The sequence below is a fragment of the Haloferax gibbonsii ATCC 33959 genome, from assembly GCF_000336775.1.
GTDB classification, from domain to species: Archaea; Halobacteriota; Halobacteria; order Halobacteriales; family Haloferacaceae; genus Haloferax; species Haloferax gibbonsii.
In genome coordinates this window covers 302,366-318,423 of sequence record NZ_AOLJ01000028.1, presented here as the reverse complement: position 1 = coordinate 318,423, position 16,058 = coordinate 302,366, and the positions used below count along the sequence as shown (strand labels likewise).

At 64.6% G+C, this 16,058-nt stretch carries 17 protein-coding genes and 1 tRNA gene; 11 read left to right on the top strand and 7 right to left on the bottom strand.

From position 1 onward, the window contains the following. Positions 1-14: 14 nt before the first annotated feature. A tRNA-Met gene (locus tag C454_RS19565) sits at positions 15-89 on the bottom strand. A 164-nt stretch (positions 90-253) separates the two neighbouring features. On the opposite strand from C454_RS19565, the gene C454_RS19560 reads away from it, so the two are divergent. Then, the gene (locus C454_RS19560) at positions 254-1,075 is read left to right on the top strand and encodes an IS5 family transposase (protein ID WP_004978424.1); all 822 of its coding nucleotides are present in this window, start codon (positions 254-256) and stop codon (positions 1,073-1,075) included. A 169-nt stretch (positions 1,076-1,244) separates the two neighbouring features. Here the strand turns inward: C454_RS19560 and C454_RS20490 are convergent, their stop codons facing one another. Continuing rightward, positions 1,245-1,670: a hypothetical protein gene (locus tag C454_RS20490; protein ID WP_152421565.1), complete on the bottom strand. Its 426-nt coding sequence runs from the start codon at positions 1,668-1,670 to the stop codon at positions 1,245-1,247. Positions 1,671-1,941: 271 nt separating this feature from the next. Between C454_RS20490 and C454_RS19555 the strand changes: the two genes are divergently transcribed. Beyond that, a complete protein-coding gene (locus C454_RS19555) occupies positions 1,942-2,583 on the top strand; it encodes a hypothetical protein (protein ID WP_004978422.1) in 642 nt (213 codons plus the stop codon). Positions 2,584-2,613: 30 nt separating this feature from the next. Here the strand turns inward: C454_RS19555 and C454_RS19550 are convergent, their stop codons facing one another. Then, complete coding sequence (locus C454_RS19550) at positions 2,614-2,835, bottom strand: hypothetical protein (protein WP_049905312.1); 222 nt, start codon at positions 2,833-2,835, stop codon at positions 2,614-2,616. Positions 2,836-3,041: 206 nt separating this feature from the next. On the opposite strand from C454_RS19550, the gene C454_RS19545 reads away from it, so the two are divergent. The 3 genes from C454_RS19545 to C454_RS19535 all read left to right on the top strand — a co-directional run bounded on the left by C454_RS19545 (position 3,042) and on the right by C454_RS19535 (position 5,605). Next, a complete protein-coding gene (locus tag C454_RS19545) occupies positions 3,042-3,794 on the top strand; it encodes a pirin family protein (protein WP_004978417.1) in 753 nt (250 codons plus the stop codon). Positions 3,795-3,893: 99 nt separating this feature from the next. Next, positions 3,894-4,901, top strand: coding sequence for a ring-cleaving dioxygenase (locus tag C454_RS19540; RefSeq protein ID WP_004978413.1), 1,008 nt, complete (start codon positions 3,894-3,896; stop codon positions 4,899-4,901). Then, positions 4,901-5,605: an alpha/beta hydrolase gene (locus C454_RS19535; protein ID WP_004978411.1), complete on the top strand. Its 705-nt coding sequence runs from the start codon at positions 4,901-4,903 to the stop codon at positions 5,603-5,605. Before C454_RS19540 ends, C454_RS19535 begins: the two co-directional genes overlap by 1 nt. A gap of 93 nt (positions 5,606-5,698) precedes the next feature. Here the strand turns inward: C454_RS19535 and C454_RS19530 are convergent, their stop codons facing one another. The 4 genes from C454_RS19530 to C454_RS19515 form a co-directional block, all read right to left on the bottom strand. Next, complete coding sequence (locus C454_RS19530; RefSeq protein WP_004978409.1) at positions 5,699-6,283, bottom strand: NAD(P)/FAD-dependent oxidoreductase; 585 nt, start codon at positions 6,281-6,283, stop codon at positions 5,699-5,701. Between the two features lie 81 nt (positions 6,284-6,364). Next, positions 6,365-6,565, bottom strand: coding sequence for a hypothetical protein (locus C454_RS19525; protein ID WP_049905311.1), 201 nt, complete (start codon positions 6,563-6,565; stop codon positions 6,365-6,367). Between the two features lie 226 nt (positions 6,566-6,791). Then, complete coding sequence (gene sod / locus C454_RS19520) at positions 6,792-7,481, bottom strand: superoxide dismutase (RefSeq protein ID WP_004978405.1); 690 nt, start codon at positions 7,479-7,481, stop codon at positions 6,792-6,794. Positions 7,482-7,597: 116 nt separating this feature from the next. Then, on the bottom strand, positions 7,598-8,581 hold the full coding sequence (locus C454_RS19515) for a hypothetical protein (protein WP_004978404.1): 984 nt from the start codon (positions 8,579-8,581) through the stop codon (positions 7,598-7,600). 185 nt (positions 8,582-8,766) lie between these two features. Here C454_RS19515 and C454_RS19510 point away from each other — a divergent pair, with 185 nt between their 5' ends. The 6 genes from C454_RS19510 to C454_RS19485 all read left to right on the top strand — a co-directional run bounded on the left by C454_RS19510 (position 8,767) and on the right by C454_RS19485 (position 16,058). Continuing rightward, on the top strand, positions 8,767-9,957 hold the full coding sequence (locus C454_RS19510; RefSeq protein ID WP_004978400.1) for a substrate-binding domain-containing protein: 1,191 nt from the start codon (positions 8,767-8,769) through the stop codon (positions 9,955-9,957). A gap of 62 nt (positions 9,958-10,019) precedes the next feature. Beyond that, positions 10,020-11,153: a phosphate ABC transporter permease subunit PstC gene (pstC, locus tag C454_RS19505; protein ID WP_004978398.1), complete on the top strand. Its 1,134-nt coding sequence runs from the start codon at positions 10,020-10,022 to the stop codon at positions 11,151-11,153. Further along, entirely contained in the window at positions 11,153-12,775 is a 1,623-nt protein-coding gene (pstA, locus tag C454_RS19500; RefSeq protein WP_004978396.1) for a phosphate ABC transporter permease PstA, read from the top strand. The genes pstC and pstA overlap by 1 nt, the downstream gene beginning before the upstream one ends. Before the next feature lie 2 nt (positions 12,776-12,777). After that, positions 12,778-13,728, top strand: a complete 951-nt coding sequence (gene pstB / locus C454_RS19495) for a phosphate ABC transporter ATP-binding protein PstB (RefSeq protein ID WP_004978394.1) — start codon at positions 12,778-12,780, stop codon at positions 13,726-13,728. A 170-nt stretch (positions 13,729-13,898) separates the two neighbouring features. Continuing rightward, complete coding sequence (locus C454_RS19490; protein ID WP_004978392.1) at positions 13,899-15,005, top strand: PhoU domain-containing protein; 1,107 nt, start codon at positions 13,899-13,901, stop codon at positions 15,003-15,005. A gap of 219 nt (positions 15,006-15,224) precedes the next feature. Next, complete coding sequence (locus C454_RS19485; protein WP_004978389.1) at positions 15,225-16,058, top strand: SDR family NAD(P)-dependent oxidoreductase; 834 nt, start codon at positions 15,225-15,227, stop codon at positions 16,056-16,058.

Below are 16,058 nucleotides of genomic sequence, written 5' to 3'. Positions count from 1 at the left end.
AGTTTTCAGGAGAATAGCGGGAGGTAGATTTGAACTACCGATCTCCGGGTTATGAGCCCGGCGGAATCTCCTGGCTATCCCATCCCGCTACTACATCGAACTCGATTGCTAGTGGTAAGGCTTCTGTTTCGGATACGGAGTGTCAATTCATTTTGATTTAGGTTCCGGTACCTGCGGGAGACTTCGGACTTCTCGTGAGTTGGCTCTGTTGAAATCCTCAGAGGGTTACAGGTTCGTCCAGTAGTTTGACCGAATGCAGGCCCTCCCGAAGTCGCGGTTACTCCGGTTTGTTGAGCAGGCATTTCACTTGGCTCGGCGAGCTGTCGCTCGGTACTCCTCGAAGTTCTCGAAACGCCGGTACACACTCCATCAACACATCGTCTTGCTCTGTCTCAAGGTGCGGAAGAATACGACGTACCGGACGCTTCTTGACGAACTCATCGAGATGCCTCGGATTCGAAACGCCATCGACCTTGAGAGACTCCCGTCGCCATCAACGCTATGTAAAGCGTTCAACCGGCTAGATATGGCGGTTTGGCGCGTTCTGCTCAACCTCTCAGTCACACTCCTCCCGACCAACGGTGTCGTCGGGATCGACGCCTCCGGGTTCGACCGGAGTCACGCCTCGAAACACTACACAAAGCGAACGAAGTTGACGATTCAGCAGTTGAAAGTCACACTTCTCGTAGACACGAGGTCGAACGCAATCATCGACTTACACATAACGACGACCAGAAAGCACGATTCTCAGATTGCACCATCGCTCATCAAGCGAAATACTGAGAATGTGGCGATTCTCCTCGGTGACAAAGGATACGACGACCAGAAGGTTCGCACATTAGCCCGTACAACTGGTGTTCGACCGCTGATCAAGCACCGCGAGTTTTCATCGCTACAGAAGGCATGGAACGCTCGGCTGGATGCCGATATCTACGGTCAGCGCAGTCAGAACGAGACGGTGAACTCCCGACTCAAACGCAAGTACGGTGCATTTGTCCGCTCACGACACTGGTGGAAGCAGTTCCGTGAACTCGTTGTTAACTGTCTCACTCACAATCTCGACAAGGCACTCTGAACGTTAGATAGAGGAGGTATACAGCTCATCAAAGAACATCTCCATCCATACAGAGGGCGCTAAAACGAGGCTCCAACAGAGTATTTATCTCTGTTCGGCCTTGTTGAAATCCTATTAGTTCGACACCACTCTCTCTCTTAAACAGCTGTTCGGTAGCACTGCGCACTAATCAGTAAGTTCCAGAAGGAGAGTCATCGTTAGCAGACAAATTTCGGCTACCAAAGACATAGAGGAAGAAGGCGAGAAGACTAATTATCAGTCCCACGGAGAAGTGCAAAACCAAAATCTCGTATGGAGTGGACACAACCGGATTTGATTTGATTCCAAAGAAGTAGACCTGGTGTATGAGGTTCTCAAATAGAGCAGGGAGTAAAAATCCGATAAAACTCATAACGCCGACGCTGCCAGCCCACAAAAGACGAGTTAATTGTGGGAGACTTCTTCGTGTGGTATCCAGATATACGAGGATCACAAAGAAAGGAGCAGCGAACAGCCCAATCAAAGGTGCAATCGAGGTCATATTCTGACTTTGTCTGGAACAGAGGGCTCTGTTGAAATCCTCAGTTATTGATAGTTCCTTGAAGTCGTGCTGCATACAGGGCGCGAGTCGGTCACGCGAACGCCCCCCAATTGCNGGACGACTGAACGCTAACTACACAGTTTTCATCGACTGGCTGTTTCAGGCGAGAATATATCTGAAGAATAGGATTTCAACAGAGCCCGTGAGTTCTTTTTGCGCCCGAACCAGAGGCGCGGCGGTCGCACCGCGACTCGTTGAAAGAGAGCTATATACCGGCCGATTTTGAAGTACACTAACGGTGACACATCCAGACGAGAACGAGTCCGTCGTAGCGTGGACCGCGGGGATGGCTGGCCTTCGAGAACTCCCGTGGCGTGTCGCGTTCAACGGCATCGATTTCGGCCGCGTGTTGTGGTGGTCGGTATTTGGCGTCGTCCCGGCCGCTCTCCTGACTTTCGGCGCGCTCGCCGGTGACCGCGCCCCGTTCGTGTACAGTATGTACTGCGCGGTGGTACTGACGGCAGTCCTCCAGAGTTCGGAACGGTTCATCGGTATGAGCGTCGCGCTCGACGGTGACGCCGGCGAACTCGAAAGCACCTACCACATGGGTGACCCCTCGCTGTTTCGGAGCGACGAGGACGTGACGATCTCACTCGCGGACGTTGAAACTGCCCGGTTCGTGACCATCGGGAACCGGACTGCGGTCCGGCTGTACTACGAGAAATCGTTCGTCAACAAGCCCTCGATGTTTCTCGTCCCGGACGAGGTCGAATCCCAGTTCCTCGAGGCACTTCGACGATACGACGTTTCGATTTCCGCTGACTCGGCGCTGAAGTCGGCCGACCGGGTGTGGGGGCGGTTCGCCGTGACCACTCTCTTTCTGGGTGCGATTCCGCTCGGTACGGTCTTCGTCTGGCCCGCCGGTTCGGTGCCGTTTCTACTCGCCGTGTTCGGACACGCCGCGTTCGTACTGCGGCAAGGGTGGTGACGCCTTGGAGTCGTTCTGGCGCGGACGTACTCAAGGGAAAAGCGATAGTAAGTCGAGGAGAGCCTGTTTCACCCGCTCGTTCGAGACCACAAGTCCGACCGCGAACATGAGCCAGACGACGACACCGACCGCGACCGACGTTGCAACGCCCGAACCGGCAGGGCCGAACACGTAGACGATTCCCGCGGCTCCAAGACCACTCAGCGTGACGAACAACCAGTTTCGCCGTGGCGTCCATCGACTCGTTTCCATCAAACTACCCCTCGTGTCAGTAATAACAAAATGTTTGCCACCGAACCGGTCGGCCCGAAACCAGAGTCGCCGTTTCGCGAGGTCCTTCCGAGTTGGTCGGCCGCTCGGTGCTCTCTCCGGGACTCTCACCCGGTGACACCGACGTCACCTGCTTTCGGTCACGTCGCCGAGAAGGTATATAGATTCGACGCGTAGGTGCGTGCGTAATGAAAGTCGGCTCCGAGACGAAGCTCTACAAGGCGGAGCGAACCGACGTCTCCCAGAATCAGGGGAAGTTCCGGACCCACTTCAACTTCCCCGGGCGCGCCCTCCCGGACCACGCGGACCACGGCTACGGCCCGCTCGCGACCATCGTCGAGTCGTTCATGGACCCCGACACCCACATCGCGATGCATCCCCACCGCGACGAGGAAATCATCTCGTGGGTGCCCGCCGGCGTGATGCGCCACGGCGACCAAGACGGAAACGACCTCGTCACCGACGCCGACCACCTGATGGTGATGAACGCGGGCGAGACGTTCTGGCACGAGGAGTTCACCCGGGCGGACGACCCACCGCTGCGGATGCTCCAGATGTTCGTCCGGCCCCACAGCCTCGGGCTGGAGCCGAACATCCAACACGAGCCCATCGACGCCCCCGTCGAGGGCGAGTGGCGGCACCTGTTCGGTCCCGAGGGCTCCGACGCGCCGCTTTTCGTCCGCAACGAGGTCGACCTCTTCGACCTCCGCCTCGACGCCGGGTCGAGCGCCGACCTCCCCGACATCGAGGGCCGGGACGCGTATTTCTACGTGTTCGACGGCGCGGTCGAGGCCGCGGGCACGCGCTTCGGGAAGACCGAAAGCGGCCTGCTCGTCGACGACGACGGGCTGACGCTCACCGCCGACGAGGACGCCACCGTCGTCGCGTTCCTGATCGACCCCGACGCGCCCGTCACCCGACAGGGAACCATCGGCCGCTGACCGTCCTCTCGCGACTACTGTATCCACCGTCACCGTACCAACGCCGCCGCCACCGTCGCCCTCCATCCACCCATTCACCGAGACAAGCCACCCAATTCGATGCTCACAGACACCGCCGGAATCCACCACGTCACGGGAATCGTCCGCGACGCGCAGGCGAACGTCGACTTCTACGCGACGACGCTCGGTCTGCGCCTCGTCAAGCAGACGGTGAACTTCAACGAGAAGTTCACGCGCCACCTGTTCTACGGCGACGAGACCGGCTCGCCCGGAACGGCCCTGACGTTCTTCCCGTACCCGGCCGAGGAGCCGGGACGCCCCGGCACGCCCCAGATTCGAACCGCGTCGCTGGTGATTCCCCCCGACGCCGTCGACTACTGGCTCGACCGCCTCGCCGACCGCGGCGTCGAAGTCGACGGCCCGTTCGAGCGGTTCGGCGAGACCGTCCTCCGGTTTTCGGACCCCGACGGGACCGACCTCGAACTCGTCACCGGCGAGTCGTCGGTCGAACCGTGGTTCGACGGCCCGGTTCCCGCCGAGCGCGCGATTCGGGGCATCTACGGCGTCACGCTCCACTCGACGAACCCCTTCGTGACCGCCAGCGTGCTCGATACGCTCGGGTTCGACCTCGTCGAACAGGAGGGCGACCGCGTCCGCTACCGAGCGCCGGGCGACCGCGCGACCGTCGTGGACCTCCTCGATAGGGACGGCGAGTTCGGCCGCGAGGGCGCGGGGAGCATCCACCACGTCGCGGTCCGCGTCGAGGACGAAGCCCAGCTGTACGAGTGGCACGACCTGTTCCGCGAGCGCGGCTACGACGTATCGCGGGTGAAAGACAGACACGTGTTCCACTCGCTGTACGTCCGCGAACCGGGCGGTATCCTGTTCGAACTCGCGACCGACGGCCCCGGTCTCACGTTCGACGCTGACCCGGAGACGCTCGGTCAGTCGCTGTACCTCCCGCCGTGGCTGGAGGAGGACCGCGAGATGATAGAAAGCCAACTGCGCCCGCTCGACCTCCCGGTTGGCGTCGGAGGCGACGAGGCCGCTGGAGGCGCTGAGGACAACGACGGCGTCGGACCCAGTCGCGACGACGGACTGAACTGATGTCCCGCCGCCCAACAGCGCCCCGGTCCGCGACCGACCCCCACGAGGGGCAGGAGATTGCGACCGCGGGAGCGCCCCCGCAGGTCGCCGACGCGGCGGTGGTCCTGCTCCACGGCCGCGGGTCGAAGGCGCGGCACGTCCTCACCCTCGTCGACGAGTTCCTCCACCGGGGCGTGATGTACCTCGCGCCGCAGGCCGCCGGGAGTTCGTGGTATCCGGCACCGGTCACCAGTCCCATCGAGCGAAACGAACCGTGGCTCACCTCCGCGCTCGGTCGGGTGTCGGCCGCGCTCGACATCGCCGCCGACGCCGGGATTCCGCCCGAACGAGTCGTCTTCTTCGGGTTCTCGCAGGGCGCGTGTCTCGCCGCCGAGTTCGCGGTTCGAAACCCACGTCGGTACGGCGGTCTCGTCGCGCTCTCGGGGAGTCTCCTCGGTCCCGACCTCGGGAATCGGACCCACGACGGCTACGACGACGGCGACCAGAACGGTCACAGCAGCGATGACGACCTCGACGGTACGCCGGCCTTCTTCGGGAGCGGTCGCGACGACCCTCGCGTCGACCCCGAGCGAGTCGAGGCGTCGGCCCGAGTCCTCGCGGCACTCGGGGCCGACGCGACGAGCCGGCTGTACGAGGGGCTGGGACACGCCATCAACGACGACGAGATTCGGGTCATCGACTCGTTCATCGAGCGACTCGGCTAGCGAGACAGGCGAGTCTCCGGAGTCTCGGCGAAGAAAAAACGAGAACGCGAAGTCGCGAAGTCGCAGTCGGAAAGTACGACCGCGGGGTTGCGATTAGACGTCGTCGATGAGGGAGCCGTAGACGGACTCGGCGTCGGCGGGCACGTCGAAGTCGTGGTAGTGCTCGCCCTTCTCTTTCGAGAGGATGTTGAGGGCGGCGGCCGCGCCGTCTCCGGCGGAGATGACGGCCTGCCACTCCTCGGCGCGGACCATCGCGCCCGTGGCGTAGGCGTCCTCGACGCTCGTCTCCATCGTCACGCCCACGTCGACGAGGTCGTCGTCGAACGCACAGCCGAGCGACTCCGCGAGGTCGCGGTTCGCGCCCGTGGCGAGCACGACGTAGTCGGCCTCGTACTCGCCGTCGTCGGTCGTGACCACGAAGCCGTCGTCGCTCTCGCTCACGTCGGTGACTTCCTCGCCCTGGTGGCGCTCCGCGTCGAAGTGGTCGACCTGCGTGCGGAGCGTCTCCATGTAGTCCGAACCGTCGATGGAGCCGATTCCGGGGTAGTTGAACAGATGCGCCTTGTGCATCCACGTCTTGTCGGTGTCGAAGACCGTCGTGGAGAGCCCGTTCTTCGCGGCGAAGAGGGAGGTTGTCAGACCAGCGGGACCGCCGCCGATGACGATTACGTCTGCCATGTTCCATGCACTAGCGTACTGGATAAAGAACCCCAGCAAAGCGGATATTTTGTAGTACTCTCGATTACGCGCTATCGCGGTTCATTCGTCTAACTGCGACTCGGCGAACGAGACGGCGAACGAGACGGCGAACTGGTCGCGCATCTCTCGGCGGAGCATCTCGCTCATCACCTCGTAGACGACCGGTTGCGGGTATTTCTCCAGCAACCCGGCGAGTTCGACGGCGCAGTCGGACTTCAGGGCGGCAAATTCGGCAGTCCACGGTGGATTACTATTACTCATTAACCGCACATTCTTTCCCGCGTAGTTATGAATTTTGCTTGAAACAAACGAGAACGGTCGATGGTGTTAGTCGCACCGCTCGCCGGAACACGTGCTGGACGGTCGGTAGAAGGGTGCCGGTCTGGCGGGACGAACTCGCCCCGCCGGATGCCCTGTGTTGGGCACCCTTTCACGGTAACCCGTGGTGGTCGCGCGGGAAACGGTGGGTTCGTTCTGTTACGCTACGTTACTCGAAGAGTTCGACGGCCTGGTCGTAGCGGGCGGCGGGTTCGTCCCAGTCGACGACCTCGAAGAACGCGGAGACGAAGTCGCCGCGGGCCGGGCCGTAGTCGTGGTAGTAGGAGTGTTCCCAGACGTCGAGCGCGAGGATGGGGTGGGAGCCCCAGAGCGCACCCTGGTCGTGCTTGTCGACGACGACGTTCCGAAGCTGGTTCGAGAACGAGTCGTAGACGAGAAGCGCCCAGCCGCCGGCCGCGCCGGCCGCCGCTTCGAATTCGCCCTTCCAGGCTTCGTAGGAGCCGAAGTCCTCGGCGATGCGCTCTGCGAGCGCGCCTTCGGGCTCGTCGCCGCCTTCCGGCGACATGTTCTGCCAGAACAGGTCGTGCAGGATGTGTCCCGAGCCGTTGTGAGTGACGTTACGAAGCGCGCCGGCGGACGAGCCGAACTCGCCTGCTTCGCGGTTGTCGGCGAGGGTCTCCTCGGCCGCGTTCCAGCCGTTGACGTAGCCCTGATGGTGGGTGTCGTGATGCCACGTCAGCACCTGCTCGGAGATNGCGAGGGTCTCCTCGGCCGCGTTCCAGCCGTTGACGTAGCCCTGATGGTGGGTGTCGTGATGCCACGTCAGCACCTGCTCGGAGATGTGGGGCTCAAGCGCGTCGTACTCGTACGGGAGGGGGTCAAGTTCGTAGTCTGACATTGGTGTTCGCAGTTAGACCGAGGGACCGAACACACATGTACTTTCGCTGAACGCGATTTACGTAGTGGATGTGATATGTATATCGGCGGACGACTTCGGTCCGCCCGGCACCCGGCTCACCCGTCGTCGCCGACCCGAGCGTCGTCGAGTTCGGCCTGCACCGCGCCCCACGACACCGGCGGTCCGAACGCGGCCAGCGTCGCCTCGAACGACTCAATTCGCGCCTCGTACTCGTCAGTCCACGACGGCCGGGCGAGGGCGTCGAGTCGCCCGCGGAGCCGTTCCACGCGGGCGTCGAGTTCGTCGAGGTCGACGGCGGCGTCGCCGAGACCGTTGTCCTCCCCGGCCGACTCGGGAGCCAGTTCCCGCAGGTCGGCGAGTTCGGCTCGCACGTCCTCGACCAGCAGGTCCGAAACGCGGGCGCGGAGCGCGGCGTTGTACCATTCGGTCGCGCGGTCGTCGCCTCCCGCTTCGGGCGTGTCGGCGTCCTTCGCGTCGGCGACGAACGCCACTCGGTCGGCGAGCCCGTCGAGTGACTGTTCGAGCGCCGCCACGTCGCCGTCGAGCCCGCGCACGCGAACGTCGTGGGTCGACAGCCACCGCTCGAACTCCTCGATGTCGAGTTGTACGTTGTCCGCGTGCGTGGTGAGCGCCTGCGCTTCTGACGCGACCTCCCGGAGCCCGAGCACAGTATCGTAGACGGACCGGGGGTCGTCGCGCCACCCGGAGAGCCCCTGTAACTTCTCGCCGAGCGATTCGGCCCGCTCGGCCGCGTTCGCGACCTTCGACTCGAACACGTCGAGACGGGACCGAACGGCACCGACGGCCGCGTCGTCGCCGGCGGCCTCACCGGCGTCGTCGAGGTCGATGGACGCGAGTTCGACGCGCGTCTCCGCGGTCGAGAGAATCATCGACGTGTCCGTGACCGCCGAGTCGACGCCGTCGGCCGTCACGATGCCGTCTTCGGTCACGTGGTCGAGCACCGCGCGAACGGTGTCGGGGTCTCGGGACTCGTCGGCGTCCACGACGCGCTCGACCGCCGCGGGTTTCGACAGACCGACGATACGTTCTGAGCCGGTGGTTCCGTCCTGCTGGGCCATCGTGCGTACGTATCTCGGGACCCGTTATATTTTCTGTCGTCTCGATTACGTTCGAGTATATAGGTCTCGGTACCGATGTGTGCGCTAATATCGGACTATTTCGACTCTTAGTGTTACGTTGAACTCTGATAGAACTAAAGTGGTATTATAAACGCATTTTATTTAAAACCGGGTCTGACCACGTGATGGCGCAAGATTCCAAGAAGTTGGCAGGCAGCGTATCACGTCGGCAGTTCCTCGTCGCATCGAGCGCGGCGGGCGTCGCGGGGCTCGCCGGTTGTTCGGGGCAGTCGAACCCCGAGACCGACGCGCCGGCGACCGAAGAAGAAGAGACGGACGCTCCGGAGACCACGACCTCGACCCCCGAGGAGACGACCGAATCGAGCGCGCCGCAGATGCTCACCGCCGAGGGCTCCTCGACGGTGTATCCCATCGCGAACAAGGGAAGCTCCTACTGGAACTCCAACGCGCCGCCGAGCGACGGCGAGTACTGGGGTTCGACCGACGAGGCGTCCGTCCCCGGGTGGGACGAGATTGAGACGGACCTCCGCCTCGCCGACTACTTCGCGAGCCTCTACGGCTTCGAGCCGACCGACACGCAGGCGAACCCGCCGTTCGCCACCAGCATCGGCCTGAGCCACTCCGGAACGGGCTGTAAGTCCGTCCGCGACGGCCTCGTCGACATCGGTAACTCGTCGGGTCCCATCACGGCGGAACTCGGCATCAGCGAAGAAGAGCGCGACGCGAACTACGTGGACCACGTCCTCGGCCGCGACGGCCAGCCCGTCGTCGTCTCGAAGGACGTCTCCGACGCAGGCGTGACGGAACTCACCGGCGAAGAAGTTCGCAAGATCTACCAGGACGAAATCACCAACTGGAGCGAAGTCGGCGGTCACGACCAGGAAATCTACGTGGTCGGCCGCGCGGAAGGCTCCGGGACGGACACCTCGTTCCGCCTCAACATGCTCGGCAGCGCCGACGCCTCGATGGAAGGCGTCGACACCCGGAAGGGCCAGAACCAGCAGGTCGCGACCGTCGTCCAGCAGAACGACGGTGCCATCGCGTACATGGCACTCGCGTTCACCGGCCCGCAGGTCCAGCCCATCGGCATCGAATTCGAGGGCACGCTCTACGCGCCGGACAAGAGCGCGGAGCACACCATCTTCGACAGCGACTACCCGCTCAACCGCGACCTCCACCAGTACACGACCATCACGGAGGACACCCCGAGCGGGACGGACATGCGCGAAGCCGCGTTCATGAACATGTTCCTGACCACGTTCGGTCAGAAGCTGTTCGTCGAGGACAACAACTACATCCCACTTCCCGACAAGGACCTTCAGTCCGAGAAGGACAAGCTTCCGAGCCAAGCGTAACGCGACTCGGACGCGGTAGCGGTTCCTGAACCTCGTTCTTTCCATTCATCGACGCTCCAATCATGAACGTACTTCCAGACTCCGACGGTGCCGGCCTCCGAGCGACGGCTCGGCGAGGGCTCCGGCGCGGTCGCGACTTCGTCGACGAGACGCCACCGGACGCGCTCGTCACGGTCACGGTCGCGGCGGTGTCGCTCCTCGCGGCGTTCGCGGGCTTTCTGGCCGTCTCCTCGCTGACAGCTATCCCGTTCGCGGTGTTCCTCGTCGCGACGGGTTACGGCTGGCTCAGACACCAAGAATTGACAGCGCGCGTGCTCACGCTGACGACGACGGTCTCGACCATCCTCGTCCTCGGGCTCATCCTCGTCTTCATCTTCGCGGAGGCGTGGCCGACCGTGCAGTACGCGACCGTGAACGTCTTCGGCGTGCCGATTCCGGGCCTGCGACTCTTCATCGAGACGCGCTGGAGTCCGGTGACGCCGCCGATTCAGTACTCGCTCGTCCCGATGATTCACGGGACGGTGCTCGTCACCATCATCGCGACGGCGGTCGCCGCCCCGCTGGGCGTGGCCGCGGCGCTCTTCCTCAGCGAAATCGCCCCGCGGACCGTCCGCGAACTCGTCAAACCGGGGGTCGAGATTCTGGCGGGCATCCCATCCATCGTCTACGGTTTCATCGGCTTTACCATCCTCAGCCCGTGGGCGGCCGACCAGTTCGACATCCTCGGGCAGGGCACGTACCTGTTCGTCGGCATCGTCGTCGGCCTGATGGCGCTCCCGACGGTCGTCTCGGTCGCCGAAGACGCGCTCAACAGCGTCCCCGAGTCGATGAAAAGCGGGTCGCTCGCTCTCGGCACGACCGACTGGCAGACGATGACCTCCATCACGTTGCCGGCGGCGTTCTCGGGCGTCTCGGCCGCGGTCCTCCTCGGCGTGGGCCGCGCCATCGGCGAGACGATGGCGGCGACCGTGATGCTCCGCGGCAGTCCGGGGCTCACGAAGCCGCTGTACAACGTCTTCTACGGTAACGACACGCTCACGTCGCTCATCGCGGCGAACTACGGCGACGCCGACGGCCTCCAGCTCTCGGCGCTGTTCGTCGCGGGCGTCATCCTGTTCGTCACGGTGCTGTTCCTCAGCATCGGCTCGCAGTACATCGAGGCGCGCATGCGCCGGAAGCTCGGAGGTGCCGAATAATGGCGAGTGCGACCGACACCGCGCTCGTCAGCGAGGACACCACCGAGACAGAAGCGGTCGCCGCCGGCGCGGTGGGACTGGCGGCGGTGCTGTTCGCCCTCTCGCTCGCGTCGGTGTTCGAACTCGTGACCATCACCGACCCCGTCGCGGGCGTGCCGATGGTCGCGCTCCTCGGCGGACTGTTGGTCGTTCTCGGCTTCGCCGTCGTCACCTTCGGCGTCGGCTCCCGCCTCGGCTACGTCGCCACCGACCCCAGACCGACCGCCGGGCTTCTCGCCTCCGGGACGTTCGGCCTCATCTGGTTCGTCGTCGGCGGACTGGTCGCCTCGCAGACGCTCGGGCTCGGGACGGCCGGGTGGGTCGTCGCGTCGCTCGTCACCGGCGGGGCCGCGTTCGCGGTGAGCGCGGCCCCCCGCGAGGACATCGGCTCGACGCTCCCCGCCGGCGCGCTGGCCGTCTTCGCCGGCGTCGTCTTCCTCACCGGCGTCATCGGGCCGTCGTGGGTCTGGGACCTCGGGTGGGAACAGCAGGCGTCGTTCAACGCCGAGTTCACGATTCCGGTCCTGACGGCGTTCTGTTCCCTGCTCGTCGGCTGGGCCGCCGCGAAGGCCTACGGCGGGTTCGGCGCGCGCGGCCGCCACATCGGCGCGTACGTCCTCGTCTACCTGAACGCCATCTCCATCATCGCGCTGCTGTTCCTTCTCGTCGCGTTCACGGTCCTGAAGGGCCTGCCGGGGCTGTTCAAGGGCCTCGCGCTCGGCGCGGGTGCGGGCCCCGAAGTGACGCTGGTCGGCGTGACGTTCTCGCTTCCCGTCTCGTGGCCGTTCGTGATGAACGGCGTCGCGCTCCTCAACGACGTGAACGGCGTCCTCCCGGCCATCGTGGGCACGATTTGGCTCGTCGTCGGCGCGGTGCTGTTCGCCGTTCCGCTCGGTATCGGCGCGGCGGTCTTCATCACCGAGTACGCGGACCGCGGGCGCTTCACGCAGGTCGTCGAAATCGCAACCAACGGTCTGTGGAGCACGCCCAGCATCGTCTTCGGGCTGTTCGGACTGGCGTTCCTCGTCCCGCGGCTCGGCAACCGGAAGTCGCTGCTGGCGGGGATGCTCACGCTCGGCTTCATGCTCCTCCCGCTCGTCGTCATCACGAGTCGGGAATCGATGCTGGCGGTCCCCGACGAGTACCGCGACGCGAGCGCGGCCCTCGGTGTCACGAAGTGGCAGACCGTTCGGAGCATCGTCCTCCCGGCGGCGCTTCCGGGCATCGTCACGGGTATCATCCTCGGGGTCGGCCGCATCGCCGGTGAGACCGCGCCGATTCTCCTGACCATGTCGGGGAGCGTCGCCCCGCCGGGCAGCCAGACGGTCGACGTGCTCGGCGGCTTCCAGCTCCAGTCTGCGCCGCCGTTCGTCACCAACCCCGAACTGATGCAGGCGACCTCGGCGCTCCCGTATCAGCTCTACTCGCTTATCACCGCGGGCGTCGGGGAGTCGTCGAACATCAGCGCCATCGACGAGTTCCGGTGGGCGACGGCGCTCATCCTGCTCGTGGTCGTCTTGGGCTTCTACGCGGTCGGCATCGCGACGCGGTACTACTTCCGGAGTAAACTTCAGCACGACTAACCATGAGTGAAACCAGACAGACGACGGACGACGCACAGGCGACGACGGACAGCGAACTCGCCGGCGGCGCGAGCCCCGGCACCGACCAGCCGCTCGAAGTCACGAGCGGCGAGACGCGCGAGCGGACCCGCGAGGAGTGGGTCGAACACGAGTTCGAGGGCGAGGCGAAGCTCTCGGTCTCCGACCTCGACGTGTACTACGGCGACGACCACGCGCTGAAGAGCGTCTCGATGGAGATTCCCGAAAACAGCGTCACGGCGCTCATCGGCCCCTCCGGCTGCGGGAAGTCGACGTTCCTCCGGTGTCTCAACCGGATGAACGACCGTATCAAGGCCGCGAGCATCGACGGCTCGGTCCGACTCGAAGGAGAGGAAATCTACCAGGACGGCGTCAACCTCGTCGAACTCCGCAAGCGCGTCGGGATGGTGTTCCAGTCGCCGAACCCGTTCCCGAAGAGCATCGCGGACAACATCTCCTACGGCCCGCGGAAGCACGGCGACCTCGACACCGGCCTGCTCGCCAACTTACTCGGCCGGAGCGACGACGACGCGGTCGACGAACTCGTCGAGCGCTCCCTCCGACAGGCGGCGCTGTGGGACGAGGTGAACGACCGCCTCGACGACAACGCGCTCGGCCTCTCCGGCGGCCAGCAACAGCGGCTCTGCATCGCCCGCGCGCTGGCGACCGACCCCGAAGTGCTGCTCATGGACGAGCCCGCCTCGGCGCTCGACCCCATCGCGACCTCGAAAATCGAGGACCTCGTCCACGACCTCGCCGAGGAGTACACGGTCGTCATCGTCACCCACAACATGCAGCAGGCGGCGCGCATCTCGGACCAGACGGCGGTGTTCCTCACCGGCGGCGAACTCGTCGAGTACGGCGACACCGACCAGGTGTTCGAAGACCCCCAGAGCCAGCGCGTCGAGGACTACATCAGCGGGAAGTTCGGGTAGTCGACGCCAGACTCACACCCGCCGTCTCGACCCGGACAGACCGCCGACCCGCCCGCCCGTCCCCGCGGCCGGCAACGCTCGCTTCTCGCCAGTCGAGCTACCCGTCGAGGCGGGGTCGGCGTCACCGCGGAACTGGCATTCAGACAACACGAACTCAGACAGCCAACACAATGGAGACACGCAAGATTCAGCAGGTCAGCAACGGGACGTTCACCGTCTCGCTCCCCCGAGAGTGGGCGGACGGTGAGGGCATCACCGCCGGAACCGTCGTCAACCTCCACACGCACCTCGACGGGATGTTAGTCGTGCAGGCTCCCGAGTGCGAGGACGATTCGTCGATGCAGTTCACGGTGACTGTCGGTGGGAGCGACGCGGACGGCGCGGACGGCGCGGACGGCGGAGTCGACCCCGCAGGCGGCGACTTCCTCGAACAGACGCTCCGGGCGGCCTACGCCGCCGGGTCGAAACAGGTCGTCATCGAGGCCGACGGGACGTTCGACGCCGAACAGCGACAGGCCGTCAGGCGGGTCGCACGGAACCTCGTCGGCGTGACCATCACGGAGGAGTCGGACACCGCCGTCACGGTGCGGAACGTCCTCGACGCGAACGAGGTCTCTATCCGCCAGTCGGTCCGCCAGCTCCAGTTCGTCGCCGTTTCGATGCACCGCGACGCGACCGCCGCGCTCACCGGTGCCGCCCCCCTCGACGGTTTCGCGGAGCGCGACGACCGCGCCGACCGCCTGTTCGCCATGGTCGACCGGCACTTCACCCGCGGGCTCGACCGCCTCGACGAGGTGGACGCCCTCGGAGAGACGCGCCCGGAGCTGTTCCGACTCCACACCGCGGCCCGCGAGTTAGAGCGCGTCGCCGACCAGGCCGAGCGAATCGCCGCCGTCGCGTCGGCGGTTCCCGACCCGCTTCCTCCCGCAGTCGCCGACGAGGTGTCCGAACTCGCCGAGTTGGTCCCGGCGTCGCTCGAATCAGCGGTGCAGGTCGCCCTCGAAGGCGACGACCCCGACGCGGCGCGGGAGGCGCTGGCGGCGCGCGACCGGGTCTGCGAGGGCGTCGCCGACGCGGAGCGACGGCTGTTCGAGGAGGTCGACGCTGACGCGAACTACCGGTTCGCGCACGCGCTCCACGCGCTCGAACGAACTGCCGAACACGCCGGTAACGTCGCCGAGGTCGGGCTCAGGACGGCGGTCCGGACCCGTAACATGGACGAAAAGCCCGCCCGCGAGGGCGGCACCGAGTCCGCGGAACACACCCAGAGCGCCTAACGCGAGTACAACCGCTGGGTATCGTGTTGCCGCTGTTGCCGTTCGCTCCGCCGAGGCGACTCCGAGCGGCGTTCCCGGAGAACGCGTGCTGTTCTTCTCCGGTCTGATTGGGACCCACTCTCCCGCAGTACACACCCCGTGGTGAACTCCCTCGCCAGTCGATGTGTCACCCGGGAAAAACTATATCAATTGACCGATTAATTAGGAGGAGTATCAACGATGAACGGACTAGACGGGAAGACGGCAGTCGTAACGGGTGGCGGTTCGGGAATCGGGCGCGCGACGGCGGAGCGGTTCGCCGCGGAGGGCGTGAACGTCGTGGTCGCCGACGTCGTCGAGGAGACGGGCCGGGAGACGGTCGCCCGCATCGAGGCCGCCGGGAACGAAGCGACGTTCGTCGCCGTCGACGTCACCGACGCGGAGTCGGTCCAGCGCATGGTCAAGGTCGCGGTGGACAGATACGGGAGCCTCGACATCGCGTTCAACAACGCCGGCATCCTCACCGGGTTCGCGGAGACGACGAGCATCAGCGACGAGCAGTGGCAGCGGCTCATCGACATCAACCTGAAGGGCGTCTGGACGTGCATGAAGGCCGAACTCCCCGTGCTGAAACGGCACGGCGGCGTCATCGTCAACACGGCGTCGGAGGCGGGTCTGGTCGGGATGGGCGGGCTGTCGAGCTACTCGGCGAGCAAACACGGCGTCGTCGGCCTGACGAAGTCGGTCGCGCTCGAGTACGCCGAACAGGGCGTCCGCGTCAACGCCATCGCGCCCGGCCCGACGAAGACGAACATCTCGTCCAGCATGTTCGACGACGGATTCCTGTCCTCGATACCGTTCCTGAGTAAGGTCGACAGGGTGGTTCAGATGCTCAAGATGGCGATTTCGACGATGCGGGCCGAATTCGACACGTCCGCCATGCGGGACGTTCCGATGGGTCGCGTCGCCGAACCCGAGGAGATGGCCGGGGCAGTTGCGTTCCTCTGTTCGTCCGACGCCTCGTTCATCACCGGACACACGTTGCCCGTCGATGGCGGGCAGGCGGCCGACTGA